Genomic DNA, 26765 nt, shown 5'->3' with positions numbered 1-26765 from the left:
CCCGACGGGTGGCGTGCGCCAACGCCCACGCCTGCCTGTCTTTAATAAACATTTCGTACAAGAGCCCGCTGCCATGCTGAACGGACGCGACCCGCGCATCGATTTTTTTCGGGGCCTGGCGTTGATCTTCATTTTCTGGGATCACGTCCCCCACAACCCCCTCGGCCAGATCACGCTGCGCAACTTCGGCTTCAGCGATGCGGCTGAGGTGTTTGTATTTCTTGCCGGCTACGCTGCGGTATTGGCCTACGGCAAGATCCTGCAACGCGATGGCTATTGGATTGCCTCGCTGAAAATCCTGCGGCGTGCCTGGGTGTTGTATGTGGTGCATATCTTCCTGCTGGCGATGCTGATGGGCATCGTGTTCTTCGCTAACAGCCACGTGGAAACCCGCGACCTTGTCGAAGAGATGGGCCTGACGCATTTCGTCACCCACCCGCAGCAAGCGTTGACCGATGAGCTGCTGCTGCGTTTCAAACCCAACCTGATGGACCCGTTGCCGCTCTACATTGTGCTGCTGGCAGGGCTGCCGCTGGTGTTGCCGTTGATGCTGCGCAACACCTGGGCGGTGGTGACCGTGTCTACGACGATCTACTTGCTGGCGCCGTGGATGGGCTGGAATCTGCGGGCGATTGCCGATGGTGTCTGGTACTTCAACCCGGTGACCTGGCAACTGCTGTTCATACTGGGAGGCGCGGCGGCGCTCTACAGCCGACAAGAACGGCCGGTGGACACCCGGCCACTGCGCCGCCAGCCGATGTTTGTCGCGGCAACCCTTTATGTGTTGATGGCCGGCGTGCTCACGCTGTCCTGGCGCTGGCCGCAGATCCACGATGCGCTGATGCCGTCGGTGATCAGCGACCTCATCTACCCCATCAGCAAGACCGACTTGTCACCGCTGCGCCTGCTGCACTTCCTTGCCCTGGCTTATGTCACCGCCAAGCTGCTGCCGGGCCGTGGCTGGACCGAAAACTGGCTGGCGCAACATACCTGTCGCATGGGGCGTTATTCGCTGGAGGTGTTTTGCCTGGGCGTCGTGCTCGCGCCGTTGGCGGACATGATCAATGCCATGGCCGGGGATGCCTTGGCGATGCAATTGCTGACCGCTGTGGCCGGTGCTGCACTGATGGGGTTGCTCGCGCTGTGGCTGGAGTTCAACAAGCGCCTGGATCAGTCGCTCAAGGCAGGCGTGCACGCGGGATAGACTGGATGGCCCGCCGCACGCAGCGGGCCATTTGTGGCGTCAGGCCGAACGCACCGGCGCCGCAGTCGCGTTGTTCGGTTGCAGCTTGAACACGTAGAACAGCACCGTGAGCAGCACCAGGAAGGCCGGCCCCACATACAACGCCACGCGAGTATCCGGGAAGTACGCCATCAGGCCCACCACCAGCACCAGGAACGCCAGCGCCAGGTAGGAACTGACCGGGTACAGCCACATGCGGTACTTGAGGCCGGCCTGTTCAGCGGGGCTCAGGCTTTTGCGGAATTTGAGCTGGGCCAGCAGGATCATCAGCCAGGTCCAGATCGCGCCAAAGGTAGCGATGGACGTTACCCAGACGAACACCTGGTCTGGCACCAGGTAGTTGAGCAACACGCCCAGCAACAACGCAAAGATCGACAACAACAGCGCCTTGCGCGGCACGCCATTGCTCGAGGTGGTGCCAAAGGTGGCCGGTGCCTGCCCGTTCTGCGCCAGGCTGTAGAGCATGCGCCCGGTGCTGAAAATACCGCCGTTGCACGACGACAGCGCCGCGGTGATCACCACGAAGTTGATAATGCCCGCAGCGGTCTTGATGCCCAAGCGCTCGAACGTCATCACGAACGGGCTGCCCTGGGTGCCGATTTCATTCCACGGGTAGATCGACAGAATCACAAACAACGCGCCGACGTAGAACAGCAGGATGCGCCAGAACACCGAGCCAATAGCGCTCGGAATCGTCTTCTGCGGGTTGCGTGCTTCACCGGCGGTGAGGCCGATCATCTCAACGCCCAGGTAGGCAAACATCACCATCTGCAGCGACATCAACACGCCTTGCACGCCGTTGGGCATGAAACCGCCATGGGCCCACAGGTTGGAAATACCCAGCGCCACGCCGTTGTTGCCAAAGCCGAACGCAATGATGCCGACGCCGCCGATGACCATCGCAATGATGGTGACGATCTTGATCAACGCGAACCAGAATTCGAATTCACCGAAGGCTTTTACTGCGATGAGGTTGATCGTACCCATGCTGATCAGTGCCGCCAGGGCCCAGATCCAGCGCGGCGTGTCGGGGAACCACACGCCCATGTACACGGCCACGGCGGTGATCTCCGCAACGCACGTTACCAGCCACAGGAACCAGTAGTTCCAGCCGGTGAGAAAGCCCGCCAACGGGCCGAGGTAATCCTGGGCATAACGGCTGAACGAACCGGCGACGGGGTTGTGCACCGCCATCTCACCGAGCGCACGCATGATCACCAGGATCGCCAGGCCGCCGATGATGTACGACAGCATGATTGCCGGGCCGGCCATTTCGATGGCCTTGGCCGAGCCGAGGAACAGGCCGACACCGATGCAGGCGCCTAAGGCCATCAGGCGAATGTGCCGCTCGCCGAGTTCGCGTTTGAGCGGACCGCCTTGAGCGGTCTCGCCGTGGGGCAGTGGGTTGCCGACTGGCATAAAGGTACAACCTCATTTTGTTATTGGAGTGTCCGCCATTGGGCAAGCTCGGCGGGGCATGCAGTATAAAAAGCCCAGCCCAGGGCCTTTCACTATAAAAGCCATCCAATTTAGTTGAAATGCCCGCGAAAAACGCACTTTACAGGAGCATCTTACCTGCCCCGAGCGACTAAACGTCGCAGGCCTCCTTTATGATATTTCCCACAAACAAAACAGATTTCCCTCACGGGCAGCCCTCAGCGACTAAGCTTCCAGCAAGTCCGATCAATCTGCGTGCAGGGATCAATCGACTATGGGCGCACTGTGGCAAACCGAATCGACCAAGGCTGCGAAAGTACACGGCAGTTCGGACCCAGCGCCGTCACCGAAAAATACCCCCAGGCCCCGTTACGGTCGCCGGCTGTTCTGGCTGATCGTGCTGATGGGGCTTATTGCCCTGGGGTTTGCTGCCGCCAAGGAGGTGCGCACCTCGCGCCTGCAAGCCCAGGAACTCAGCCGTTTGGCCCGCAGCCTCACCTACCAGGTCGAGCCCGGCCCCAGCGATACCATCGCCTACCCCGGCGCCGGCCCGTTCGACCGCCGCCTGGGCTACAGCGACCTCGACAGCTTCCTGCCGCGCCTGCTCAAGCGCGGTTATGTGATCGAGGCCCAGGCGCGCTTTTCCCCGGCCTTGATGGACTACAGCGCCAAGGGCCTGTTTGTGCCCTACGCGGAAAAGATTCAGGCCGGGCTGTCCATCACCGACTGCAGCGCCGTGCCGCTGTATCAATACAACTACCCACAGCAGCTGTACGCCAGTTTTGCCGTGATCCCGCCGCTGGTGAGCAACAGCCTGCTGTTTATCGAAAACCGCGACCTGCTCGACCCCGCCCAACCCCAGGCCAACCCGGCGGTAGACTGGCCACGCTTTGCCAAGGCGGCGTGGTCGCAAGTTGCCAAAGTGCTGCATTTGCCCGGCCAAAGCGCCGGCGGCAGCACGCTCGCGACCCAGTTGGAAAAATACCGCCACTCGCCGGATGGCCTGACCCTGTCCGGTGGCGAGAAGCTGCGGCAGATGTTCTCCGCCGCCGTGCGCGCCTACCACGACGGACCGGACACCCTCGCCGCACGGCAGAACATCCTGCGCGACTACCTCAACAGCGTGCCATTGTCGGCAGTCCCCGGGCACGGCGAAGTGCACGGGATGGCCGAGGGTTTGCGGGTGTGGTACGGCGCCGATTTCAACCAGGTCAACCAGGCGCTGCTGGGGCCGGTGAGCGCTCAACAAGGCCTGGCGTTACGTCAGGTGCTGTCGTTGATCATCGCCCAGCGCCGCCCTTCCCATTACCTGGCCAAGGGCCGCGAAGAATTGGCGCAACTCACCGACAGCCACCTGCGCCTGCTCGCCCAGAATGGCGTGATCGAACCTGAGCTTTTGAAAGCCGCGCTGGCGAGCAAGGTCACTTACCGGGACTGGGTGCAACAACCGACGGTGCAACCGATCGAGACCAATAAGGGCATCAGCGCGGCGCGCAGCCGCCTGGCCGGGTTGCTTCAGCGCCCGCTCTACGACCTCGACCGCCTCGACCTGTCCGCCACCAGTACCTTGCAAAGCCAATTACAAACCGAGGTTAGCGCCTACCTCAGGCAACTGGCCGACCCGGCTTACGCACGCCAGATCGGCCTGTTGGGCGAACGCTTGCTCACCGCGACCAGCACGCCCCAGGTGCGCTACAGCTTCACCTTGTTCGAACTGACACCGGACGGCTCGCGGGTACGGGTGCAAACCGACAACACCGACCAACCCTTCGACATCAACGAAGGCAGCAAGCTGGAACTGGGCTCCACCGCCAAGCTGCGGGTGCTCACCACCTACCTGCAAATCATTGCCGAGTTGCATGACCAATACGCCGCGCGCACACCGGCCCAACTGAAGAAAACCGAGGTCGTCGACCAGGACCGCCTGAGCCGCTGGGCCGTGGATTACCTGACCCAGACCCCGGACAAAAGCCTTAGCAAGATGCTCGACGCCGCCCTCGACCGGACCTACTCGGCCAGCCCCGGCGAACGCTTTTTCACCGGCGGTGGTTTGCACACCTTTCATAACTTTCGCAGCCAGGACAATGGCCGCAACCCCACGTTGCGCGACGCCTTGCGCGAATCGATCAACCTGCCGTTCATTCGCCTGATGCGCGACGTGGTGCGTTACACCACCTATGCCGGGCCCAACAACAGCGCTGAATTACTCAAGGACGACAACGACCCGCGCCGCCAGGAATACTTGGCTAAATTCGCCGATCGCGAGGGCATTACCTTCCTGCAGAAGTTCTGGAAGAAGTACCAGAAAAAAGACACCCAGGCGCGGCTCGAGACGTTCCTCGACAGCATCCACCCCACGCCGATCCGCCTGGCGGCCGTGCACCGCTACCTGCTGCCCGAGGCCAGCCAGGACAGTTTCAACCGTTTCCTGCGCTCGCACCTGAGCGGCGCCAAACCCACCCCCAAACTGACCGATGAACGCCTGCAAAAACTGTATGCGAGCTACGGCCCCGGCGCCTATGACTTGCCCGACCAGGGCTACATCGCCAAGGTCCACCCTCTGGATTTGTGGATGCTGGGCTACCTGCTCCAACACCCCGAAGCGACGTTCAGCCAGATCGTCAAAGCCAGCGAGTTCGAGCGCCAAGAGGTCTATAGCTGGCTGTTCAAGAGCCGCCATCAGGGCGCGCGCGACAGCCGCATCCGAACCATGCTGGAGATCGAGGCGTTCCTGGAGATTCACCAGCGCTGGCAGGCGGTGGGCTATCCGTTCGATCACCTGGTGCCGTCGCTGGCCACGGCGATTGGCAGCTCGGGGGATCGCCCGGCGGCGCTGGCGGAATTGATGGGCATCATTCTCAACGACGGCGTACGCGATAAAGTGCTGCGCATCGACAGCCTGCACTTTGCCGCCGGCACGCCCTATGAAACCCGGCTGGTCAACGACCCCGCCCCCGGCAAGCGCGTGATGCCGATGGAAGTGGCGCGGGCGCTGCGCGGGGCCTTATCCCAAGTGGTGGACGCCGGCACCGCCAAACGCGTGGCCGGCAGTTTCAAACTGGCCGACGACACGCCGTTGGCCATGGGCGGCAAGACCGGCACCGGGGATAACCGCATCGAGGCCGTCGGTGCTGGTGGGCGTATTCTCAGTTCCAAGTCGATCAACCGCACCGCGACCTTTGTGTTTTACCTGGGCGAGCATCACTTCGGCACGCTCACTGCGTTTGTGCCGGGGCGCAGCGCCGAGCACTTCACCTTTACCTCGGCGCTGCCGGTGCAGGTGCTCAAGGGCATGGCGCCGATCCTCATGCCGTACCTGCAGCCGGGCAGCCAGACCTTGTGCCAGCCGCTGGCCGCTAACTATCTAACTCCCGGCCCGACGCTCGCCCAATAGGCTCATGACCTCGTTCATCCAACAAGGTCATCCGCCATGCCGTTACCCGATACCAGCCCTCACGTCGAACTGATCCAGCAGGCCGCGCCCAAATGGTTGCTCAACACCTCAAAGGCCCGCGCCAAGGCGCTGAGCAGCACCGCGCTGGCGATCCAGCCCTGGTACAGCACCGCCGCCGCCGAGCTCAAGCACGCCAACGCCCAGGCCTGGACCACCCAAAATACCGTCGACCAGCAATTGAGCGCGCTGCAGGACCTGCCCGCTTTCGCTGAACCGTTATTGCGCGGGGCGTTGAAAACCCACTACCAGGTCGACGTCGATGTGCGTCAGACCTACTTGTTTCTGGTCAGTGCCAAAGGCCACATCCTGCCAGGCGCCACCAGCCGCAGCGTGTCGCTGCTGGATGCGGCCCTGCATAATTTTTCCAGCAGCGAGCGTTTCTCCGACGCCAGCGACTACATCAGCCAGCCCGATGCCCGTGGGCATTTCACCGTGCTCAAGCTCAAGCCGCGCATCAGCATCGCGCAGTTCACCGCCCTGTGCCGCCGCCTGGATATCGGCGCGCAGTATCAACGCCATCTCAAACGACACCTGTTGCAAACCACCTTGAAAGCATCGGTGATTGCCAACCAAAAAGCCGCCCTGCACGCCGCTGCGCACATGGCGCTGGCGCAGCAGCACATCACGCCCGCCAGCTTTCACCTGCTGCAGCGCACCCTCAAGGGCGAGCGCGGGGTGATGCAGTTCTATCGGCTGGGCATGATGAATACCAGCCTCAGTGGCATCCTGCTGATCGCCGCCGACTTGGATACCGCTCGCGAGGCCGTCAATCTGCTGGCCTACATCCCCCACGACCCGCACACCCCGGTCAAGGAGCACGCCAACACCGTGGCCTTGATGAATGACCTCACCACTCGCCTGCGCGATGCGGACTATCGCCGGTTTTTCAGCCAGTTTGTCGACCAGCAGCAACGCGGGCATTTTTTCAGTGGCTTGGCGCAGCGCTTGAGCACGGTCAAGTGGCATCGCAAGGATGACGTGACAGACCCTCGCCCCACCTGGCGCGACACGCCCGTGGACAGTCCAATCTTGCAGTACCACGTAACCCGCATCGACGGCGACCTGTGGACCCGGCGCTACCAGCAAGCCCTGAATAAAATCCTCAACGATGCCCGTGAACTCGCGGTGTCCACCGCCGACTGCGACAGCCATGCACGCTGGCGCTGGTGGGACAACGTCAGCAAGATGCTCAGCGAGATCTTCGACGCCGCCTTACTGGTGGTCACACCTTTTGTACCGTTGCTCGGCGAAGCCATGCTGGCCTACACCGCGTACCAACTGCTGGATGAAGTGGTCGAGGGCGTGGTGGACCTCGCCGAGGGCCAGGCGCTGGAAGCGGCGCAACATCTTGTCGGGGTGGTGAGCAGCGTGGTGCAACTGGGGGCGTTTGCCGCGGCCGGGAAAATCCTGCCGTCGTTATTCGTCAATCAGCTCAAACCGGTGTGGGTCAAGGGCCGGCAGCGCCTGTGGAACCCTGACCTCAAGCCCTATGTGCATCACGACCTGACGCCGGACTCGAGCCCCGACCGCCTGGGCCTGCACACACAGCAGGGCCGTACGATCCTGCCGCTGGACAACGCGCACTACCGGGTTGAACAACACCCCGTCGAGGGCGACTACCGCATTCTTCATCCCCGCCGTAGCGATGCCTATGCACCCCGCTTGCAGCACAACGGCCAAGGCGCGTGGAGCCATGAGGCGGAAAATCCCAGAGCCTGGGATGAGGCAAAACTGCTGCGCCGCCTCGGCCATTCGGTCAGCGACCTCAGCGACACACAACTGGCTCAGGTCAGTCGCAACAGTGGCACCGAACCCGAACACCTATGCGCGATGCACACTGAACACAGCCCCCCGCCACCGCTGCTGCAAGACAGCCTGCACCGCCTGCGCCTCAACCAACAGGCGCTCACCCTGGCGCAGAACATCCGCACAGGTGTCGCCGCCGATGAGGAGACCTACTGGAGCCCCGCCATGGCCCTGGAATTGCCGGGCTGGCCCGCCAGCCATCGGATAAATGTGTTCCAGGAACCCAGCCTCACCGGAACGGCCACCGAGTTTGGCGATCCCGGCGCCTCCAAGGTCTTGGCCATCAGCCACCAGGACCTCAACAAAGGCCTGTTGCCCGAGCGACTGGTGGACTTTCTCGACGACAACACCCTGCCGGAGCCACGCGCCCAACGAATAGAGGCACTGCGCAATCGCCTTGCCGATAACCTGGCCCAGCGCCAACCCGATGTCTTCGACTACCTCTATGAAAACAGCCAGGCATCGGGCTCGGTACCAGGCGAAGTGATCCGCGCGTCGTTTCCCGAAGTGCCCACCCCCCTGGTGCGCAGCCTGCTCGAGCAGGCACGCCCGGACGAGATCGAGCACATCACCGCACAACAGCACCTACCCCTGCGCGTGAAAAACCTGGCCCGCGCCATGGCTTTGGACGCTCGCGCCAGCCATGCCCATGAAGGTCTGTACGCCACGCAAGCGATCACTCCCGACACCGAACGGCTGATGCTCAATACGCTGAAGCTGCACAGCGATGCCTTTGGCCGCACACGCGTCGAAATCCGCCAGCACAGCCGCGTCGGCAAACTACGCTGCCAGGCCGGGCCCGAGCAGGCCGGACGAGTACGTGTGTTGGTGCGCGACGAGCACGCGCAATACCGGGTGCACGACCACGACGGCAACCTGTTGACCGCCCCCGGCGACCTCTACAGCGCCTTGCTCCAGAGCCTGCCCGAGGTGAATCAGCGTGCCTTCACCGACGGCGCGCAGCTACGCGATTGGCTGATGGACCGCCTGGCGAGCCTGGAGCCGCGGCGCATGCTATTGGATGAACCGATGCAAGCGCCGCTCGGCGAAAACCTGATCCCCCTGCAACGCTTTCGGTGGGTCAGCCGAATGCTCGGCGTCACCCCGCCGACCGTGGAAGACCGTGTACGTGCGCTCTACCCGCACCTGCGCGCCGAACAGGTCAACGCTCGCGCCCAGACGTTTTCAACCCCTGAAGGTCGCCTGGTGCTGCAGGATCTGGAGCGACAGAAAAGACCCTGGTGGACGACTTGGACCATTGGGTCAAGGCCCCCACCGACTTCCATGACGGTGATGCGGAACGCCGCCAGACCGAACGCATGGTCCGCTCGCTGCTGTCGCGTGCCTTGCAACGCAGCTGGGAAACCTCCGGAGGCGGCTACATCGACGACCTTGGCGAGCGACAGGTGGGCAGTCGTCTCGACCTTGAGGGCTGGCCCCTGGGCCCCAACCTGCTGCGCATGCCGACCCTGCGCAGCAACTTCGGCCACATCACCAGCCTGGCCATGCCCAACACCGCCTTGACCGACGCCAATGTGCCGTTCCTGCAATTTTTTCCCAACCTGTTGTCCCTGGATCTGACCCACAACCACCTCACCCAATTGCCGCCGGCCCTGGCCAACCTACCGCGCCTGACCCAGCTGGATATAGGCTCCAACCCGTTGCGCTGGGATACCGCGCAACTGGAGCAGGTGAAAAACCTCAGCCAACTGAAAACCCTCGACCTGTCCCACAACCGCAACCTCACCACCGCCCCGGATGTCAGCGGCATGCGTGACCTGCGCGAACTCTACCTGGGCAATACCGCTATCGCCGACTGGCCCAACGGCCTATTCGAGCACCCGCGACCACGCGGTTTCGTGCTGGATATGCAGAACGCGCCGGTCCACGACGTGCCGCAGTTTTTGCCCTGGCAACCCGAGGCAGACCTGGTGGCGCGCACGCGCCTGGACCGCAACCAGTTGGGCCTGGACGCCGAGGAACGCATGGTCAGTTACCGTCTTGAGGCCGGCCTGGACCCTTATCGCACCTATCCACCGCGCGGCGCGCAGGACAGTTTTTCTGGCTACAAGGCTTCGATGCTCGCGAGCGTATCTGGCGTCAGAACCAATGGAACGATCTGGAACAGGAGCACGGTTCCCAAGGCTTTTTCGAGGTGATCCGCAGCCTGCAACTGCCCGAGCAGGTCGAAACCGAACGTGACCGCGACGCGTTCATCGCCAACCGCACCGGCTTGAGCGCCAATGTGTGGCGCATGCTCGACGCGATGCATCAGGACGAAGGCCTGCGCCGCGAGTTTTTCCGCATGGCCGGCACCCCCGGCAACTGTGCCGATGCCAGTGCACAGATCTTCAATAACCTCGGCGTCGAGACGCTGGTGTACGAAACCTACCGGCGCCGGGCGCAGTTGAGCGCGGACACGTTCGCCGCACACCTGGCCCACCTGGCGCGGCAAAAAGCCCGGCTGGACCACGTCAATCGCCTGGCCGAAGCCGAGGTGAAGCGCCGCCTGGCACCGACCGGGCGCGGTGGCCTGGGCCTGCGCCTGAGCACCGAAGTGCTCGACGGTGTACGCGGTACGGTGGATGAAGTGCAAGTACACCTGGCCTACCAGACTGGCCTCAAGCAGCGCCTGGACTTGCCTTGGCTTGCCGAGCACATGGTCTACCGCACCACCGCCGACGTGTCGGCAAACCTGCTCGACAGCGCCCATCAACAGATCATCAGCGCCGAACAAGGCGACGGCCTGCTGGACCAGATGCTCGACGTGCCGTTCTGGGACGACTACCTGGACGCCACCCACGGCGATGAACTGCAACGCAACGCCGAACGGTTCCAGGAAAAAGCGGGCATGGTCGATGATCTGCAGCAAATCCAGGACACCCTGGCGAACAAACCCCAGGCACCGGAGGAGGAAAAAGTCGCCTTGCGTCAAACCCTGAAAAACCTCGCCGACAGCCTGGGCATTCCCCACAGCGAGGTGCTGACCGGCGCACCGATGACCGACGCCACCTACACCCGCCTGCTGCAAAACCTGGCCGTCGAGCAAAAAGCCTTGCGCCGCCAATTGACGCGACGCGCACTGGCCATGGCCGACCTAACTATCTAACGCCCGGGCGTGTTTGCCGCCCCTAGGCTGATGACCTTGTTTAATAACAGGTCATCCGCCATGTCGCCACCCGATAAAGGCCCGCATTACTCACTGATCACACAGACCCTGCCCGACTGGCTGCGCACAACGTCATGGACACGCGCCCAAGCGCTGGCCAGCGCCCAACTGGCCATCGAGCACTGGCATCCGAGCGCAACGCCCGAGCTCAAGCGCGCCAACGCCCAGGCCTGGAGCACTCAGAATACCGTCGACCAGCAATTGCAGGCGCTTCAGGACCTGTATGCGTTTGCCGAACCGCTGCTGGCCAAGGCGCTCAACACACGCCATGGCCTCAACGACAGCGTCAAGGACACCTACCTGTTCCTGCATACCGAGTCCGGCACGCTGCTCAAGGGCAGCACCAGCCGCACCGTGTCGCTGCTGGATGCGGCGCTGCAGAACTTCGCCAGCCGCGAACGCTTTACCGCCAGTTCCAGCTACATCACCCGGCCCGATCAGCGCGGCCACTTCACGATCAAGCCGCTCAAGCAGCGCATGAGCATCGAGCAGTTCGTCGCCCTGTGCCGCGAGCTGGACCTGGGCAAGCAATACCAGGCGCACTTGCAACCGCCCCTGTTACAGCCGGCATTGCAGGCTTCGGTGATCGCCAGCCAGAAGGCCGCGCTCGACGCCGCCGCGCACGTGGCGCTGGCGCAAAAGGCAATCACTGCGGCCAGCTTTCATGTGCTGCAACGGCTGATCATGGGCGAACGCGGGGTGATGCAGTGCTACCGCTTGCAGATCATGGACAGCCTGTTGACCGGCATCCTGCTGGTCGCCGCCGACCTGGACAGTGCCAGTAGGGTGGTGCGGGTGATCGCCTACATCCCCGATGACCCACAGTGCCCGGTCAAGGAGTACCCAAGCACCCTGGCCTTTAAGCAGGACCTCAGTGCGCGTCTGCGCGAACCGGCCTACCGCACCTTCTTCAGCCGCTTTGTCGACCAGTCGCAACGCAGGCTTTTTCCAGCCGCCTGGATCAACCTGCGCACTACGCCGCCCAGCATATTGGCGGCGACCTGTGGACCACCCGTTACCAACAGGCGCTGAACAAAATCCTCAATGACGCCCGCGACCTGGCCGTGTCCACCGCCGACGCCGACAGCCGCGCGCGCTGGGCCTGGTGGGACAACGCCAGCGGTCTGCTCAGCGAGATCTTCAATGCCGCGTTGCTGGTGATTACGCCTTTTGTACCGCTGCTGGGGGAGGTGATGCTGGGCTACACCGCCTATCAATTGCTTGATGAAGTGGTGGAAGGCGTGGTCGACCTGGCCGAAGGGCAGGCCCTGGAAGCCGCCGGGCATCTGGTCGGGGTGGTCAGCGATGTGGTGCAACTGGGCGCGTTCGGGATTGCGGGCGCGTTGATTCCTTCGGTCTTCGTCAATCAACTCAAGGCGGTAGAGGTCAATGGCAAGACGCGCCTGTGGAACCCGGACCTCAAACCCTACGCGCAAAAAAATCTCGTGCTGCCGGCGGAGTCGACCCCCGACAGCCGTGGGCTGCACACCCATCAGGGCCGTACGCTGCTGCCGTGGAAGGGTGAGCACTATGCATTGGAACCCATAGCGGATAACGGCCTTTACCGCATCCTGCATCCCGAACGACGAGACGCTTACTCGCCGACACTTCAGCACAACGACACCGCCGCCGCCTGGGACGAGCCACGACTGCTGCACGCGCTGGCCCCCGACCTCGATGCCTCACAGCGCAGGCAAGCGCTGACCAGCAGCGGCGTCTCGATTGACGTAGTGCGCGGCGCCTACAGCCTGCGCAAAGCCATTGCGCCATTGCTGGCCGACAGTCTCAAACGCGCGGCCCTCGACCAGCAGGCACGCCGTTTGCCCGAGCAGATCCGCGCCGGCATCGCCGCCGATGAAACCACCTACTGGAGCCCGCACCTGGCGCGGGAATTACCGGGTTGGCCGTCAGCCAAGGCGATTGAGGTGTATGAAAACCCGCAGTTGGAAGGCCCGTGCGTACGCTTTGGCGAGGCGGATGCGGACCTGGTGTTGCGTATCAGCCGCCAGGACCTGAACGCCGGATTGTTACCCGAGCGGCTGGTGGATTTTCTCGACACCGACGAGCGCCATGCCATGCTCGGCGCAGTGCCCGAAAACCGCGCGGCGCAGATCGATGCACTGCGCGAACAGCTTGCGGCGCACCTCGCGGGGCAGCAGGGCGCAGTGTTCGACTACCTCTACCGCAACAGTGAAGAGGTCACCCGCGCACACGATAGGTTGGTACGCGAGGCGCTTCCCGAGCTCCCCAAAAGCCTGGTAGACGACGTGCTGAGCCATGCGCGCCGCGACGAACGCCAGGTCATGGACGCTGAACAACGCCTGCCCCTGCGCCTGCGCAACCTGGCCCGCGAGCGGCTGTTGCAGGCCAGGGGCAGTCACGCCTACGAAGGTTTTTACCAGAAGGGGCCGTTGAGCGCGGACAGCGAACGCATGCTGCTCAACACCCTCAAGTTGCACAGCGATGCGTTCGGCGACCTGCACCTGCAAATCCGTCAGCATTCGCCCGAAGGCTCACTGCGTTACAGCGCCGGACCGCAGCAGGCCAGCCGCCGCCGTGTTCTGGTTCGCAATGATGCCGGGCGGTATGAGGTGTACGACGGCGATCAACAACCGTTGCATGCCGCCAGTGATCTCTACGAGGCGTTGCTCCACTGCCTGTCCGCCCGCCAGCGCACTGCATTGGGTTTTGCCCCAGGCGACGGCGCTGCCTTAAAAACCTGGCTGATGGCAACCCTACAACCGTCCGAGGTGCGTCGCACCGTCCTGGCCGAGCCGCCGCTGCGCGCCGACGTCGCGCCGGACGCTCTGGTGCTGACGCAAAAACCCATGCACCGCGTGCCGCAATGGAGCAGCGAATACCTGCCGCCGACGTTGGAAGACCGGGTCAAATCTCTCTACCCCTTCGCGCCCCAGCCTGATATCGAGGCCTACCTGAGCGGCCTTGAATCTCCTGCCCAGCGCCTGGTGTTCGAAGCCCGCGAACAGGAAAAACACGCCTTGCAGGAAGACCTCAGCAACTGGGTCAACCGCACCTTCGAGCAAGCAACGGCGCAAACCACCCAACGCCGTCTCGACCTGGCCCAGGCGCTGATCCGCAGTTGGGAACACAACCTCAATCCCGGTGAGGAAGGCATCGGCCTGAGTCTCGAAGGCGTGACCCTGGGCGGCCAGTTGAGCGACCTGCCGAGGTTGCGCGCCAGTTTCGCTCATGTGCAGCACCTGGACTTGATCGACGCCGGCTTGCTCGACGCAGACACCGGTTTCATCGCCAACTTCCCGCAATTGGTCTACCTCAGCCTGCGCAGCAACGGCCTGACCCGATTGCCACAGGCAGTGGTCGAGCTGCCTTACCTGACCCAGTTGCGCCTGGACAACAACCCGATCCAGTGGAACGCGGCCAGCCTGGAGCAACTCGCGGGCATGGGGCAACTGCGCCAATTATCCCTGGCACAGAACCGCGCCCTCACCCAGGCCCCGGATATCACTGGCATGCCGCACCTGCGTGCGCTGTCGTTGCGAGGTACCGGGGTCAGTGAATGGCCCATCGGCCTGTTTGACCCACCGCGCCCGGCCAACTTCGCCCTCGACCTGCAAAACACCGCGATCAGCGACGTGCCGCAGTTTCTGCCCTGGCAACCGGAGGCGGAACAAGTGGCCCGCGCCCGCATCGACCGCAACCAACTGAGCCGGGAAGGCGAACAGCGCCTGGTCAGTTATCGCCTGGCCCACGGCCTGGACCCGTACCGAACGTATCCACCCAAGGGCGATATCACGTTCTGGCTGCAGGACGAAAGCACGCGGCACAAACCCTGGCTACGTGAGATGTGGAACAACGTCGAGCGCGAACATGGCTCACAGGGTTTCTTCGAAGTGATCAAGAGCCTGGAACAGCCGGAAGCATTTGAGCACGAACAGGACGAACGCTTATACCGCGCGCACCGCCGCGAGCTGACCAACAAAGTCTGGCGCCTGCTGATCGGGGCCGAAGAGGACCAGGCGCTGCGCACGCAACTGTTTGCCATGGCCAGCCACCCGATCAACTGCGCCGACGCCGGCGCCCATGTGTTCAATGCCATGGGCATCGAGCTGGAATTGTTCGCCGCTCGGGGCCTGTTACGAGGTGAATACCTGCATATCCGCCTGGCTGAATTGGCCAAGGGCAAGGCGCGCCTGGACCTGGTCAACCAAGTGGCCCAGGCCGATATCCGCCAACGCGTCACACCCGTGGCGCAAGGCGGCCAGGGCCTGCGTTTCAGCACCGAGATGGTCGACAGCCTGCCGGGCACGGTGGATGAAGTCGAGGTCTACCTGGCCTACCAAAGCGGGCTCAAGAGGCGCCTGGACCTGCCTTGGGTCAGCGAACACATGACCTACCGCGCCACCGCCGAGGTCGACGACGCCAGGCTGGATAACGCTTATGCCACGGTGCAGGCACTGGAGGCCGGCGAAGGGCTGGTGGACAAGATGCTCGAACAGCCGTTCTGGGACGAGCACCTGCGCAGCACCTATGCCGACCAGTTTCGCGCGAGCATCGAGCATGCCGAGGCACTGACTGATCGGTTGGATGATTTGCTGTTTGCGCAGAAACAATGGGCATCGGCCCCCCCGAACAACGAACGCCACTTGAACCGCAACTGCTGAGCCTGGCCGACGCCCTGCACGTGCCCCACAGCGAAGTACTGACCGGCCGAGAGATGAGCTCACAGACCTACGAACGCCTGCTCGCCGCGGGCTTCACCGACGCACAGCCCAGCGAGCAAACCCTGGCCAGGCGCCTGACCCATGAGGCCTTGCAGCCAAGTGAGATATAGCGATGTGGGAGCGGTTATGCGTTAGTTAGATAGTGGTGGTCTGTCAGACCTCTGAATCCCAGGTCACGGTGACCAACCCGGTGTAGCGGCTGCCGCTGCCCTGGTCGATCATCTCGGCCACGGCGTCGCCCTTGACCTCGAAGTGCAGGGTGCTGGGTTGACGGTCGACGTAGGCGCTGGGGGTGATTAAGTCGGTGCCGCTGCCATCGAGCAGCAACGGCCGCCGCTGGATCGGGCGGCCGGCGCTGTCGCTCAAGTGCGGCGGCAAGGTGACGGCCACGTCCAACGGCACTTGATGCCCGGCGGGGTTGCGCAAGGCGCAGGTGTTGCCCAGGGGCTCGCCGCATTCGAGGGTCATCTTGAAGTGGGTACTGGTCCACAGGTTGAGCGGTTGGTCGCGATACAGGCGCGTGGGTTTGCGCCCCCTGTTGAGCCAGGCCTGCCAGCCGCCCTGGGGCTCGAGTTGCACGCGGTTGCCGCCTGGCGGGATTTCCACCTTGATGTGGTGATCGACTTCCAGGGTGAAGTTGAAGGTCAAGCTGTTGTCATTGGGCATCATCACATCGCCGAAATCGAAGTCACCGCCCGGGCCCAGGGTGTAAGTGATACTGCCTTCGTAATCGCCCGCCTCCATGGTCAGCGGGTTGGGGGTCTTCATGGCGTAGGCATATTCGGTGTGGCTGTAGTTGAGAACTGTCGATGGTGATCTGCGGCGACCGGGAGCACACGCCGGCGTTTTCCGGGACCAGCCAAAAGAACAGTGCATAGTGGGTGAACCCCGTCGCATAACCCACGCCCTGACATGGGCTGGGCGCCTCACGCCAGAGGGCCACCCAGTTGGTGGGATGCCAGGCGGTCACGCCCTGGGGCAAGCTGTTCCAGCGATGGCCAATGCCGGCTATGCGCATCTGCACCACTTCGGTCTTGCCCGTGCCACGGTGGGTCACCGTCACATCACGCCAGTCCGAGGGCACCTTCCACATTGCCCCTTGGCGCGGGCTGGGGTGGTTGGCCACGATGGGCCCGTTGGACTGCGCGGTGATATCCGTGGTGCGGATCGTGAAGATGCCAAGCGCTTTGCACAGTAGCGGAATATGCCCCGGGCACACGCCGCTTTCCGGAGTGGTGTTAACGAAAATATTGTGGCCAGGGTTGCTCGGGTCCGGACGGAACGCGGCGGTGATGTGCTGCACCGCCGCCTCGGCGGTGGCGCATGAAAGGCTCAGCATCAAAGCCAATGTGGCGGGTAAAAACACTCTATTGCTCATGACGGAATATCCTTCACAGGCGCGGCGCAATGGCGTCAAACACCATCTGCACCGTGCCGAAATAATGGCCCGCGCGGTAATCATCGTCGGGCTTGATCGCACGGATATCCAGGGCCACGCGCCTGCCAGGCTTGGCCTCGGCAGCCGAGACCACTTCGACCGACGTGAGCCCCAGGGGCTGGTTGTTGAAGCGCACCTGCAGGTCGATGCGATCAGTACCGTTGGACAGGGAGGGCATCTGCTCAAGCCGCGCTTCGATAGAGCCGCCGATATTTTTCACCTCGTATTCGGCCCGCAACGGGCTCAGTTCGGACGACACCGGGTTGTAGTGCAGCGGGTTTTCGCGGTGCACCAGCTGCGGGTCCATGGGCAGCACGTAAAAGTCTTGGCTGGGAATTTCGGCGAACACTTCGAAGGTTTCCCGCTCGACGGCGGCCTGCAGCGGTTGCAGGCATGCCACAGCCAGGGCAGCGCACGTCAGTCTGTTGAACATGCCGGTCACCCTTCGATCTCGATATGGCGTGTGTCGTTGCCTTCGATCAGGTTGAAGCGGTATTCGCGCCCGGCCTGTTTATCAAAGCCAAACGAGCGCCCGACCATGATGTGGTGCTTGGTGGTGGGCCGGCAGTCGAGGCTGTCGGCCCGGCAGTCCTTGAACTCGTCCACCACGACCACGCTGTTGCCGTTGTTGCGCAGTTGCCAGCGCTTTGCGTCGTTCTGGATCACGCTTTGGAAACGCGTGTTTTTGGGCCGCACGAAAAACACCGTGCCGTAGCCGGCCAATACCTTGACCCCGGCGGACAGGCTTTGCTTGTAGTCAGCGCGCTCCTGTTCGCTGACGGCGAACTCATCTTCGGTCTCGGGCACCACCGGTACGAAGCGCACGCGGAACATGCGCTCCTTGTCACGATTGCCCATGAACAACAGACGCGTGCCCTGGGTGCCGTTGGCCGGCACGATCAGCCGTGCGGGGCTGGCCATCAGGCCGTCGCGCACGGTGGCGCCGGCCTGGGTCTGCACCGGCACCTCGCGGTAGCTGCCGTCGGCGGCGTAGATCATCTCGAGGATGTTGACCTTGACGAACGCAGTGGAGGTGCCGCCGTTGAACACGCGTTTCATATAGGTGCTCTTGGCTCCGTCCAGGTAGTCATAGACCACCCCGACGTTGATCTGCGGCCCGGCCTGGGCGCCGAGCGGCAACAGGCAGCACAGCCAGAACGCGTATATCACTGATGGTTTCATGTTTCAAAATCCTGCATAGGTTGCGGCCAGCGTGTCTGGGGTGCAGCGCAGATCGCCGATCATCAGCACGTCGCTTTCCAGGCGTGCCTGGCTGGGTTCCAGACGGAACTGGCAGAGCAATTGGTTGGCGTAGCGCACTTCGAGGGTGGGCGAGCTGGCGTTCATTTCCATGGAGAAGAACCCGTCGACTTCGCTGACCCCACGGCTGGCGTGGTTGATCACGTGGTGGCCCTTGAGCGGGTTGCCCTGGCCGTCGATCAAGCGGCCGAGCACGGTGACGGTCTTGATCACGCTGATCTTGCGGTAGCCCACCCCGCCTTTGTTCAGGTGGTAGGGGCTGCGCACCGGTTGGATGCTGGCGGCGGGTGGGTGGTTGCCATCGAAGTCGAAGCTCAGGGTGCTGCTGCGATAGGCCGTGATGGGTACGTAGTTGCGGCCCGGACGCAAGGTGGTGCTGCCACCGCTCAAGTCATCGGCACGCAGGGTGATGTCGTCGATGTCGGTGTCCACGTCGACGATCATCCCGGCACCGCCGTTGGGGTACTGGCTGCTGAGCACGGCTTTCTGCCCGCCGACAGCCAGGGTGCTGGAGAGGTTCAGGCCGCCGCTGAGCTGATCGTTGAACGAGGAGCGCTGCACGAAGGCATCGCCCGACATCGCCTCGGTCTGGAAACTGCCGCGCCCGGATAACCCCACGCCGTAGGTATCGGCAATCGCCGTGGCCGAGACGCTTTGCAGCACGTGGTCTTCAAAGCTTTTCTGGTAGGTCAGCGAGCCGTTGTTATCGCGGCCGCCGTCGCGGGCGGTGCGGGTACCGAGGCTGGCGGACCACTGCTCGCCGGGCCCGCCCAGGGCCAGGCTGACGCTGATGTCGATGCCGCGATTGCGCCGGTCGCCGGTGGTAGACGTCGCCGGGCGATCGAATACCGAGAAGCGCCAGTTGGCGTCGCTGCCGAGCAGGCTGCTGCGCAGGTTCCAGCCCAGGTCAAGGCCCACGCCTTCAATATTGCCCTGGCTGTAGGAGAGTCGCGAGTTGATCGAACTCTTGTTGCTCAGGCGATGGTTGACCGACAGCGACGAGTTGCTGGTCTGGCCGATAAACGCCGTGCGCGGCCGCAACCGTGTACCGTCGGGCAACATCTCGTAGGTGCGGCGGGTGTCGAGCCAGCTGCGGTTGTGGCTGAGCACGACGGTGCCATGCCCGTAGCTATATAGGCCTTGCAGGTCAAGACCGGTGCCGTGATCCTGGGTCTGGTAGACGTTGGCGTAGAGGCTCGTGCTGTTGGCCAGGGTCCAGTCGATGGAGGTACCGAACTGCATGGCCTCGCGCACCTTGCGAGTGGACAGGCCGAGGATCACGCGCGGGTGCGCCAGGTAGTTGAGGCCGGCGCCGTAGGTCCAGTCGCCGGTTGGCTGCTCGTCCCAGTTACTCAACAGTTTGGTCTCACGCCCGACAAAGCTGTTGTAGCGCCAGCGCTCGTCGGCGTTGCGCCAATTGTTGGGCTTGTACACCAGCTCCTGGGTGGTGGCGGTGGTGAGGCCATCTTCCACCAGGCGCACTTCCACTTCGTAGATACCGCCGGGCAAGGGCCGGGTGTCAAGGGTTTGCAGGCCGGCAGCCACCGGTTGGCTGTTGATAAGCAAGCCATTGCGGTAGATCTCCACCGAGGCCTGGCGGCTGGCGGTGACGTAGATCGGATAGACGCTGGGCTTGGGGTTGTTGATCAGCAGGCTGTCGGAGCTGCCTAACATCAGGCCCACGGCTGTGTCCGGGGTGTTGCCGAAGTTGCGGATTTGCCGGGTAAGGCCGTCGGAGCCTGGGGTGAAATAGCCCACGCGCAGGAAGTGGCCGTCCAGTTCGCGCTGGCTATAGAGTTCGTGCACGGCGTGGTAGAGCGTGGTGTCGGTGCCGCCGAAGCGCGACAGTTGCAGGTTGAGCGCCTGGGTCCAGTTGCCGACACTGGCGCTGGCGGCGAGGCCGTAGCGTCCGCCGACGGCCTGGTCCTGGCCACCGTTGAGGTTGAGTTGGTTATTAATGATCAGCCCGAAGCTGCCGTCTTCGGGCTGGTCGTAATATTTCTTGATCTCGACGCTGCGTTCCACGTTTTGCGTAAGAATCGAGACCAGAGAGTTTTCCAGGCTGTAGTGCACGGCCAGTAGCTGCGATGGGCAGCGACCTTCGCAACTGCCAAGGGCCATGCCTTGTTGCAGAAGTTGCTCCCACGTGTCGCGCTCGCTGGCGGCGTAGTTGCTGTCTTCGGTGTCGTTGAACTCCAGCAGGGTAATACGATCGTCGCGCCCCAATACAATCAGGGCCTCGCCAAGGAACTGCTGATCCAGTTCAACCCGTACGGCCAGGGGCACATCGAAAAAGTGTTGTTCAAAGTCGGTGGGTAACCCCTTGGACTGCGATAACAGGCTACCAGGCAAAGAACCCGGTGCCGTCGGCGCGGCCAGGGCAGTGGCGCAAAACACTAGCGCGAGCGCACCCGCAATCGGCGTCATAGAGATCATGAACGGAATACTCGCTTATACCTTCAATCGGGTCGGCGGCCAGGACAGGCCACCGACCTTTGATCAAGCTCCGGCGCAAGCCAGAGTCTCTTGCACCGGGCCGTTAAGGCGCCGGAGCACGTGGCACGGCATCGAAGATCACCGTGTATTGGGCGGTGTAGAGACCGTTCTGGGTATCCGCCGGCTTGGCCGGCGTAATCACCAGGTCAGCCTGGGTACCGGGGGTGGATTGAGGGTCGTCGACCACCTCCTGAGGGGTGGCGGTGAGCACGACACCGTTGAAGGTATTGGTCAGCGCAATGCTGTCGCTACCGTTGTACAGCGCGGCCGACGTGGGGCCGCCCTCGATGTAGGCGTGTACCGAACCGTCGGTGTTCTTGACGTCATAGGTGGCGCGCAGGGAACTCAGTTCACCGCTGACCACGTTGTAGTTCATGGTCTCGTCCTTACCGAAGTTCGGGTCGCGAGGCTGGGCATGGAACTGCTTGGTGGGGATGGTCGCCTTGATGTTGATCGACGAACGCGCGTCATCGGCAGCAAAGGCCATGGAGGAACTCAATATGGCCGCGACCAGGGGTGCTGCGACGGCAATTTTCTTAAGCATGGCTGAATACCTGTTTTCTAAACGTATGGGTTTTAGAAGCGATGAAAAGCGTCATTGGGGTTCGTGCTTTCCAACTACTTGCATTGACCGAACCCATGGCTCGATCAACGCAAACAAGTATCCAAAGGCCATCCTTGTAGGTAAGCAGGGCACTTCCTTAGTTGCTGTAGCCAAACAAATTATTTGCCATAGGAAAAAGATGGCCTTTTGCCAAAACTTTTCATTCAACTGTAAGGCAAAGACTACTTCGATTAATTTATGAAGAGCGATTAACTGTAAGAACCATATTACACGGCGCTCTAGTTCGAAACGTCTCTGTCACTTCAATCGCTGTAAGGCATGTCGCTGATTAATCGAGTCGTTATTTTAATTAATAGAACACTGCTCGAATCCTGCCAGCCGAAAGGGGTTGACCGTTGGTCAGACGCGCTTGCCCTTAAGCAAAGATATATCTTACGTTGTATCTTACAAAAGCACAGAGCAGAGAAAATGAGAGAACATCACCCCCATCATCATGACCGTGACGGCTTCGACAAACGCCCCGGCCGCGAACGCAGTAGCCGTGGCCCGCGGGTCTTCGCACCGGGCGATTTGAAGCTGTTGCTGCCGGCGTTGATCGCCGAACAGCCCTGCCACGGCTACGACCTGATCCGTCAGATCGAAGGCCTGTTTGACGGCGCCTACTCCCCCAGCCCCGGCGTGATCTACCCGACCTTGACCTTCCTCGAAGAGAGCGAATTGATCACGGGTGACGCCGAGGGCGGGAAAAAACGCTACACAATCACCGACGCCGGTCGTCTCTTCTTAAGCGAGCAGGCGGTGGCCCTGGACGGCATTCGCATGCGCATCGACGTAAGCAAGCGTTCACTGCGCGGCCACGACCGCCCAGCGGAAATCCACGAGGCGGTGCATAACCTGCGTCATGCCCTGCATTCGCACCACGGGCGTTGGAGCCCGGAAGAAATTCTTCGTGTCGCGGCGCTGCTCAACGGCGCCGCCCAAGCCATTGCCGACGGGAAAGCAGAATGAATACTCAAGCCATCCATCGCGTTACCCACGAAATCAAACGTCGTCGCCTCGAGGTGCTGCGTGTGGTTGATATCACCCCACGCATGCGCCGCATCACCCTGGGCGGCCCTGAACTGGCGGGCTTTATCAGCCTGGGCAGTGACGATCACATCAAGCTGCTGTTCCCGCAGAACGCCGCTGAACAGGCCGCGCTGGAAAGCCCGAGCTTCAGCATCAAGGGCGACGGCCCGCAACCGGCCATGCGCGACTACACGCCACGGCGCTTTGACCTGAGCATTGGCGAACTGGATATCGACTTCGTGCTGCACGGCGATGGGCCTGCATCCACCTGGGCCGAGCAGGTGCAGGTCGGCCAGCACCTGTACATCGGCGGGCCACGGGGCTCGATGATCGTGCCGGATATTTTCGACAGCTACCTGTTGATCGGCGATGAAACCGCCCTGCCTGCCATTGCGCGACGCCTGGAAGAACTGCCGGCGGGCCGCAAGGTGTTGGCCGTGATTGAGATCGCCAATGCGGCGGAGCAACAAGCACTGCAAAGTGCCGCCGATGTGCAGGTGAAATGGGTGGTGCGTGGCCAGGACGATCTGCTCGACACCGTACAGAACCTGACGCTGCCGAGCGGTTCGCTGTACAGCTTCGTGGCGACCGAAACCAAGTTGTCGCGCCGGGTACGGCGAGTGCTGCTGGACACGCACAAGGTCAATGAGGAACACCTCAAGGCCGTGGGTTACTGGCGCGCCGAGGGCAGCGAAGACGAGTAACCCCCTCGAACACACTAAAGATCAAATGTGGGAGCTGGCTTGTCGGGCGCCGCATCGCTGCGATAGCGGTGCATCTGTCGACAGATTCATCGACTGACACTCCGTCATCGCGGGCAAGCCCGGCTCCCACATTAGATTTGTGGTGGCTTCAGAAACCTGTCGAGCCCCACCACCATTAATGCAATCAGCACAAACCCCGCCAAAATCTCCCCGGCATTCACAAACACCTGTGGGTAACCGAGGGTCCCCACATCAATGAACGGGTACTGATACTGCCCGAGCAAATCCCCACGCAGCAGCGCATAGCCAAAATACACCAGCGGGTAAATCACCCACGCCGCGATGTGCCTGACGTGCAAGTTGCCCTTGGGCACACATCGCCACCAGTAGATAAAAAACAGCACCGGCATCACGTCGTGCAGCAACTCGTCAGCAATAAACTGGAAACCTTCAGGCTGCCACAGGTGCCGCAGCAGCAGGTTATAGGCCAGGCCCACTACCACGATGCTCACGGCGATGCCGCTGCTGACCTTGGGCCCGAGAAAAAACCGCTTCGCTGCGCAATCGCGATTCACCCACGCATAGCTCAACACCACCACCGCCAGGGTGTTGGTGAGCACGGTGAAGAAGCTGAAAAAGTTAACCAACCCGCCCATCAGGCTGGCGCCGGACTCCCAGCGCGAATAGAAAATCAGGTATTGCTGGATCGCCAGCCCCGTCCAACCGGCCAGCGCCGCTGCTGCCACGAACCGCTTCATGGGTTCAATCCAACGGGCGTTTGGTGCGCATCAGTTTCACGTACAACCCTTCGACTTTCTCCCGCGCCCAAGGCGTCTTGCGCAAGAAGGTGAGGCTCGACTTGATGCTCGGGTCACTCTTGAAGCAGCGGATATCAATACGCTCGGCAAGGCCTTCCCATTCGTAGTGTTCCACCAGGGTGGTGAGGACGTGCTGCAGGGTCACGCCGTGGAGTGGGTCGTTACTTGTCGCGGTCATGCCAGGCCTATGAAAAATGTGTTCACGAAGGCGCACACCTTATCACCCCGCCTGCTCGTTATAAAAAGTTCCCGCCTCCAACGAAAAAGAGATGTTATATTGTAACGATAAATCTCAAATCTTTTCGTCGTTTTCCAAGGAATGTCCGATGCCCCTCTCTTCTCTGTGGCGCTTGACCCCACTCGCCGCCGCCCTGTTGATCTGCTCCGAAGCCCACGCCCTGGAGTTGCAGCCCCAGGTCATCACCGGCAACCCTCTAGGCAGCGAACAGCTTGCTTCGCCGACCACCGTGCTGGAGGGCGATAACCTGACCCTGCAACAAAAAGGCAGCCTCGGTGAAACCCTGAACAAACAGCCGGGCGTGTCGTCTTCTTACTTCGGCCCGGGCGCGAGCCGGCCCATCATCCGTGGCCAGGATGGCGACCGTATCCGCATCCTGCGCAATGGCGTGGGTGCGCTGGATGCCTCTTCGCTGTCCTACGACCACGCGGTGCCGCTGGACCCGGTTAACGTCGATCGCATTGAAATCGTGCGCGGCCCGGCGGCGTTGTTGTACGGCGGCAGCGCCATCGGCGGCGTGGTCAACACGTTCGACAACCGTATCCCCACCGAGGCCATCGAAGGCATCCACGGTGCCGGTGAATTGCGCTACGGCGGCGCCGACACCACGCGCAGCAGCGCTGGCAGACTGGAAGCCGGTAACGGCACCTTTGCCTTGCACCTGGACGCCAATGCGCGGGCATTCAATGACCTGAAAATCCCCGGCCAGGCGCGCAGCCGCCATGCCCCGGAAACCGACGATGCCCCTGGCAAAAACGGCCGCCTGGGTAACAGCGACGGCCGCCAGGACGGCGGCGCGGTGGGAGGTTCCTACACCTGGGATGACGGTTATGCCGGGCTGTCCTACAGCAACTACGACGCGAACTATGGCTCCCCGGCCGAAAAGGACGTGCGCATTCGCATGCAGCAGGACCACTACGCGTTCGCGTCGGAGATCCGCAACCTGCAAGGCCCGTTTACCTCGGTAAAACTTGACGCGGGCTACACCGATTACGAACACCGTGAAATCGAAGGCGGCGAAACCGGCACGATCTTCAAGAACAAGGGTTATGAAGCGCGCGTCGAAGCCCGTCACCACCCCATCGGCCCGTTCGACGGCGTGGTTGGCGCACAAGTGACCCGCAACGAATTCTCAGCCCTCGGTGAAGAAGCCTTCGTGCCGCAGACCGACACCAACGCCGGCGCGCTGTTTATCCTCGAAGAAATGCAGGCCACCGAGCGCCTGAAACTCAGCCTCGGCGGGCGCCTGGAACACACCAGCGTCGACCCGGATGCCAAGGGCAATGCGCGCTTCGCCGGTGCGGACAAATCCAATGATTTCACCGCCGGCAGCCTGTCCTCCGGGGCGGTCTACAGCCTCACGCCAATCTGGTCCCTTGCCGCGACCCTGGGCTATACCGAACGCGCGCCGACCTTTTACGAGCTGTACGCCAACGGTGCCCACGTCGCCACCGGCACCTACGAGCTGGGCAATGCCAACCTGAAGAAAGAAAAAGCCGTGTCCAGCGACCTGGCCCTGCGCTTTGACAACGGCACCCACAAAGGCAGCTTTGGTGTGTTCTACAGCCGTTTCTCCAACTACATCGGCCTGCTGGGCAGCGGTCGCACACTGAACGATGAGGGTGAAGAAGACGCAGGCGGCATCCCTGAGTACAAATACTCCGGCGTGCGTGCACGTTTCGCCGGCTTCGAAGCCCAGGATCACTGGAAACTTGGCGAAAGCGCCTACGGTAAGTTCGCACTGGAACTGTCGGGCGACTACACCCGCGCGACCAATCTGGATACCGGTGAAGCCTTGCCGCGTATTGCGCCGCTGCGCTTGAACAGCGGCTTGTTGTGGGAGCTGGATCGCTGGCAGGCACGCATCGATGTTGAACATGCCGCAGGACAAGGCCGTGTGCCGGATAACGAGAGTGGCACCGATGGCTACACCACATTGGGCGCCAGCGCCGGGTATCGTTTCAACATGGGTGGCAGCCAGTGGTTGGCGTTTGTGAACGGTGAAAACCTGACAAACCAGACGGTGCGCTACGCCAGTTCGATCCTGCGGGATATCGCGCCGGCACCGGGCAGAAGCGTGCAGTTCGGCGTCCGCACAACCTTCTAAATCTCCCCCAATCCCTGTGGGAGCCGGGCTTGCCCGCGATACAGACACCTCGGTATTCCAGTTGCACCGAGGCGATGCAATCGCAGGCAAGCCAGCTCCCACACACACCCGTTCCCATCGCCTTTTGCAGCGACATTTAGTCACTGTTACCAAATCTGAAATGATGCATCTTGCGATTTGCGCTTTCTCTAACCGCGCACTCCCTTTATCCTTGCCCGCAATAATCTGAAACGTTTCACCTCCCGGTCGACCCCATCTT

18 protein-coding genes and 1 pseudogene are annotated in these 26765 nt (G+C 62.2%); 11 read left to right on the top strand and 8 right to left on the bottom strand.

Translation table 11 applies throughout. The annotated features are described in order from the left end of the window. The first annotated feature begins 73 nt into the window (after nt 1-73). Nucleotides 74-1204, top strand: coding sequence for an OpgC family protein (locus AB4O35_RS11530; protein ID WP_065890446.1), 1131 nt, complete (start codon nt 74-76; stop codon nt 1202-1204). A 39-nt stretch (nt 1205-1243) separates the two neighbouring features. On the opposite strand, the gene AB4O35_RS11525 is transcribed toward AB4O35_RS11530, so the two are convergent. Beyond that, a complete protein-coding gene (locus AB4O35_RS11525) occupies nt 1244-2662 on the bottom strand; it encodes an amino acid permease (RefSeq protein ID WP_065872554.1) in 1419 nt (472 codons plus the stop codon). Between the two features lie 292 nt (nt 2663-2954). On the opposite strand from AB4O35_RS11525, the gene AB4O35_RS11520 reads away from it, so the two are divergent. The 7 genes from AB4O35_RS11520 to AB4O35_RS11490 are packed head-to-tail and all read left to right on the top strand — an operon-like array spanning nt 2955 to nt 15922. Further along, nucleotides 2955-6074, top strand: coding sequence for a transglycosylase domain-containing protein (locus AB4O35_RS11520; RefSeq protein ID WP_065945358.1), 3120 nt, complete (start codon nt 2955-2957; stop codon nt 6072-6074). A 36-nt stretch (nt 6075-6110) separates the two neighbouring features. Beyond that, on the top strand, nt 6111-9464 hold the full coding sequence (locus AB4O35_RS11515) for a dermonecrotic toxin domain-containing protein (protein WP_460149599.1): 3354 nt from the start codon (nt 6111-6113) through the stop codon (nt 9462-9464). Continuing rightward, a complete protein-coding gene (locus AB4O35_RS11510; protein ID WP_460149598.1) occupies nt 9347-10099 on the top strand; it encodes a leucine-rich repeat domain-containing protein in 753 nt (250 codons plus the stop codon). Before AB4O35_RS11515 ends, AB4O35_RS11510 begins: the two co-directional genes overlap by 118 nt. Beyond that, the gene (locus tag AB4O35_RS11505; RefSeq protein ID WP_460149651.1) at nt 10033-11049 is read left to right on the top strand and encodes an NEL-type E3 ubiquitin ligase domain-containing protein; all 1017 of its coding nucleotides are present in this window, start codon (nt 10033-10035) and stop codon (nt 11047-11049) included. The genes AB4O35_RS11510 and AB4O35_RS11505 overlap by 67 nt, the downstream gene beginning before the upstream one ends. A gap of 60 nt (nt 11050-11109) precedes the next feature. Next, a complete protein-coding gene (locus AB4O35_RS11500) occupies nt 11110-12141 on the top strand; it encodes a dermonecrotic toxin domain-containing protein (protein ID WP_460149597.1) in 1032 nt (343 codons plus the stop codon). A gap of 32 nt (nt 12142-12173) precedes the next feature. Beyond that, nucleotides 12174-15752, top strand: a complete 3579-nt coding sequence (locus AB4O35_RS11495) for an NEL-type E3 ubiquitin ligase domain-containing protein (RefSeq protein ID WP_460149596.1) — start codon at nt 12174-12176, stop codon at nt 15750-15752. Further along, complete coding sequence (locus AB4O35_RS11490) at nt 15701-15922, top strand: hypothetical protein (RefSeq protein WP_460149595.1); 222 nt, start codon at nt 15701-15703, stop codon at nt 15920-15922. The genes AB4O35_RS11495 and AB4O35_RS11490 overlap by 52 nt, the downstream gene beginning before the upstream one ends. Nucleotides 15923-15965: 43 nt before the next feature. Here the strand turns inward: AB4O35_RS11490 and AB4O35_RS11485 are convergent. The 5 genes and pseudogenes from AB4O35_RS11485 to AB4O35_RS11465 all read right to left on the bottom strand — a co-directional run bounded on the left by AB4O35_RS11485 (nt 15966) and on the right by AB4O35_RS11465 (nt 21550). Next, a pseudogene (locus tag AB4O35_RS11485) lies at nt 15966-17151 on the bottom strand (hypothetical protein). Between the two features lie 52 nt (nt 17152-17203). Next, complete coding sequence (locus tag AB4O35_RS11480) at nt 17204-17683, bottom strand: CS1 type fimbrial major subunit (protein ID WP_065872574.1); 480 nt, start codon at nt 17681-17683, stop codon at nt 17204-17206. A gap of 5 nt (nt 17684-17688) precedes the next feature. After that, nucleotides 17689-18432: a pilus assembly protein gene (locus tag AB4O35_RS11475; RefSeq protein WP_065872558.1), complete on the bottom strand. Its 744-nt coding sequence runs from the start codon at nt 18430-18432 to the stop codon at nt 17689-17691. 3 nt (nt 18433-18435) lie between these two features. Continuing rightward, on the bottom strand, nt 18436-20946 hold the full coding sequence (locus AB4O35_RS11470) for a TcfC E-set like domain-containing protein (protein WP_065945354.1): 2511 nt from the start codon (nt 20944-20946) through the stop codon (nt 18436-18438). A gap of 103 nt (nt 20947-21049) precedes the next feature. Continuing rightward, on the bottom strand, nt 21050-21550 hold the full coding sequence (locus AB4O35_RS11465) for a CS1 type fimbrial major subunit (protein WP_065945353.1): 501 nt from the start codon (nt 21548-21550) through the stop codon (nt 21050-21052). Nucleotides 21551-22039: 489 nt separating this feature from the next. Here AB4O35_RS11465 and AB4O35_RS11460 point away from each other — a divergent pair, with 489 nt between their 5' ends. Beyond that, nucleotides 22040-22579 carry a PadR family transcriptional regulator gene (locus tag AB4O35_RS11460; RefSeq protein ID WP_065872561.1) on the top strand — a complete coding sequence of 180 codons (540 nt, stop codon included), beginning with the start codon at nt 22040-22042 and terminating at the stop codon, nt 22577-22579. Next, nucleotides 22576-23343: a siderophore-interacting protein gene (locus AB4O35_RS11455; protein WP_065872562.1), complete on the top strand. Its 768-nt coding sequence runs from the start codon at nt 22576-22578 to the stop codon at nt 23341-23343. The genes AB4O35_RS11460 and AB4O35_RS11455 overlap by 4 nt, the downstream gene beginning before the upstream one ends. Before the next feature lie 131 nt (nt 23344-23474). Here the strand turns inward: AB4O35_RS11455 and AB4O35_RS11450 are convergent, their stop codons facing one another. Continuing rightward, nucleotides 23475-24101, bottom strand: a complete 627-nt coding sequence (locus AB4O35_RS11450) for a Pr6Pr family membrane protein (RefSeq protein WP_065872563.1) — start codon at nt 24099-24101, stop codon at nt 23475-23477. A gap of 4 nt (nt 24102-24105) precedes the next feature. Continuing rightward, on the bottom strand, nt 24106-24339 hold the full coding sequence (locus AB4O35_RS11445) for a VF530 family protein (protein WP_012722427.1): 234 nt from the start codon (nt 24337-24339) through the stop codon (nt 24106-24108). Nucleotides 24340-24487: 148 nt separating this feature from the next. Here AB4O35_RS11445 and AB4O35_RS11440 point away from each other — a divergent pair, with 148 nt between their 5' ends. Beyond that, the gene (locus tag AB4O35_RS11440; protein ID WP_065945352.1) at nt 24488-26506 is read left to right on the top strand and encodes a TonB-dependent receptor; all 2019 of its coding nucleotides are present in this window, start codon (nt 24488-24490) and stop codon (nt 26504-26506) included. The last annotated feature ends 259 nt before the right edge of the window (nt 26507-26765 follow it).

The organism is Pseudomonas sp. H1_A03 (assembly GCF_054685145.1).
Note: the sequence above shows the minus strand (reverse complement) of the source record. Positions and strands in the feature narration are given on the sequence as shown.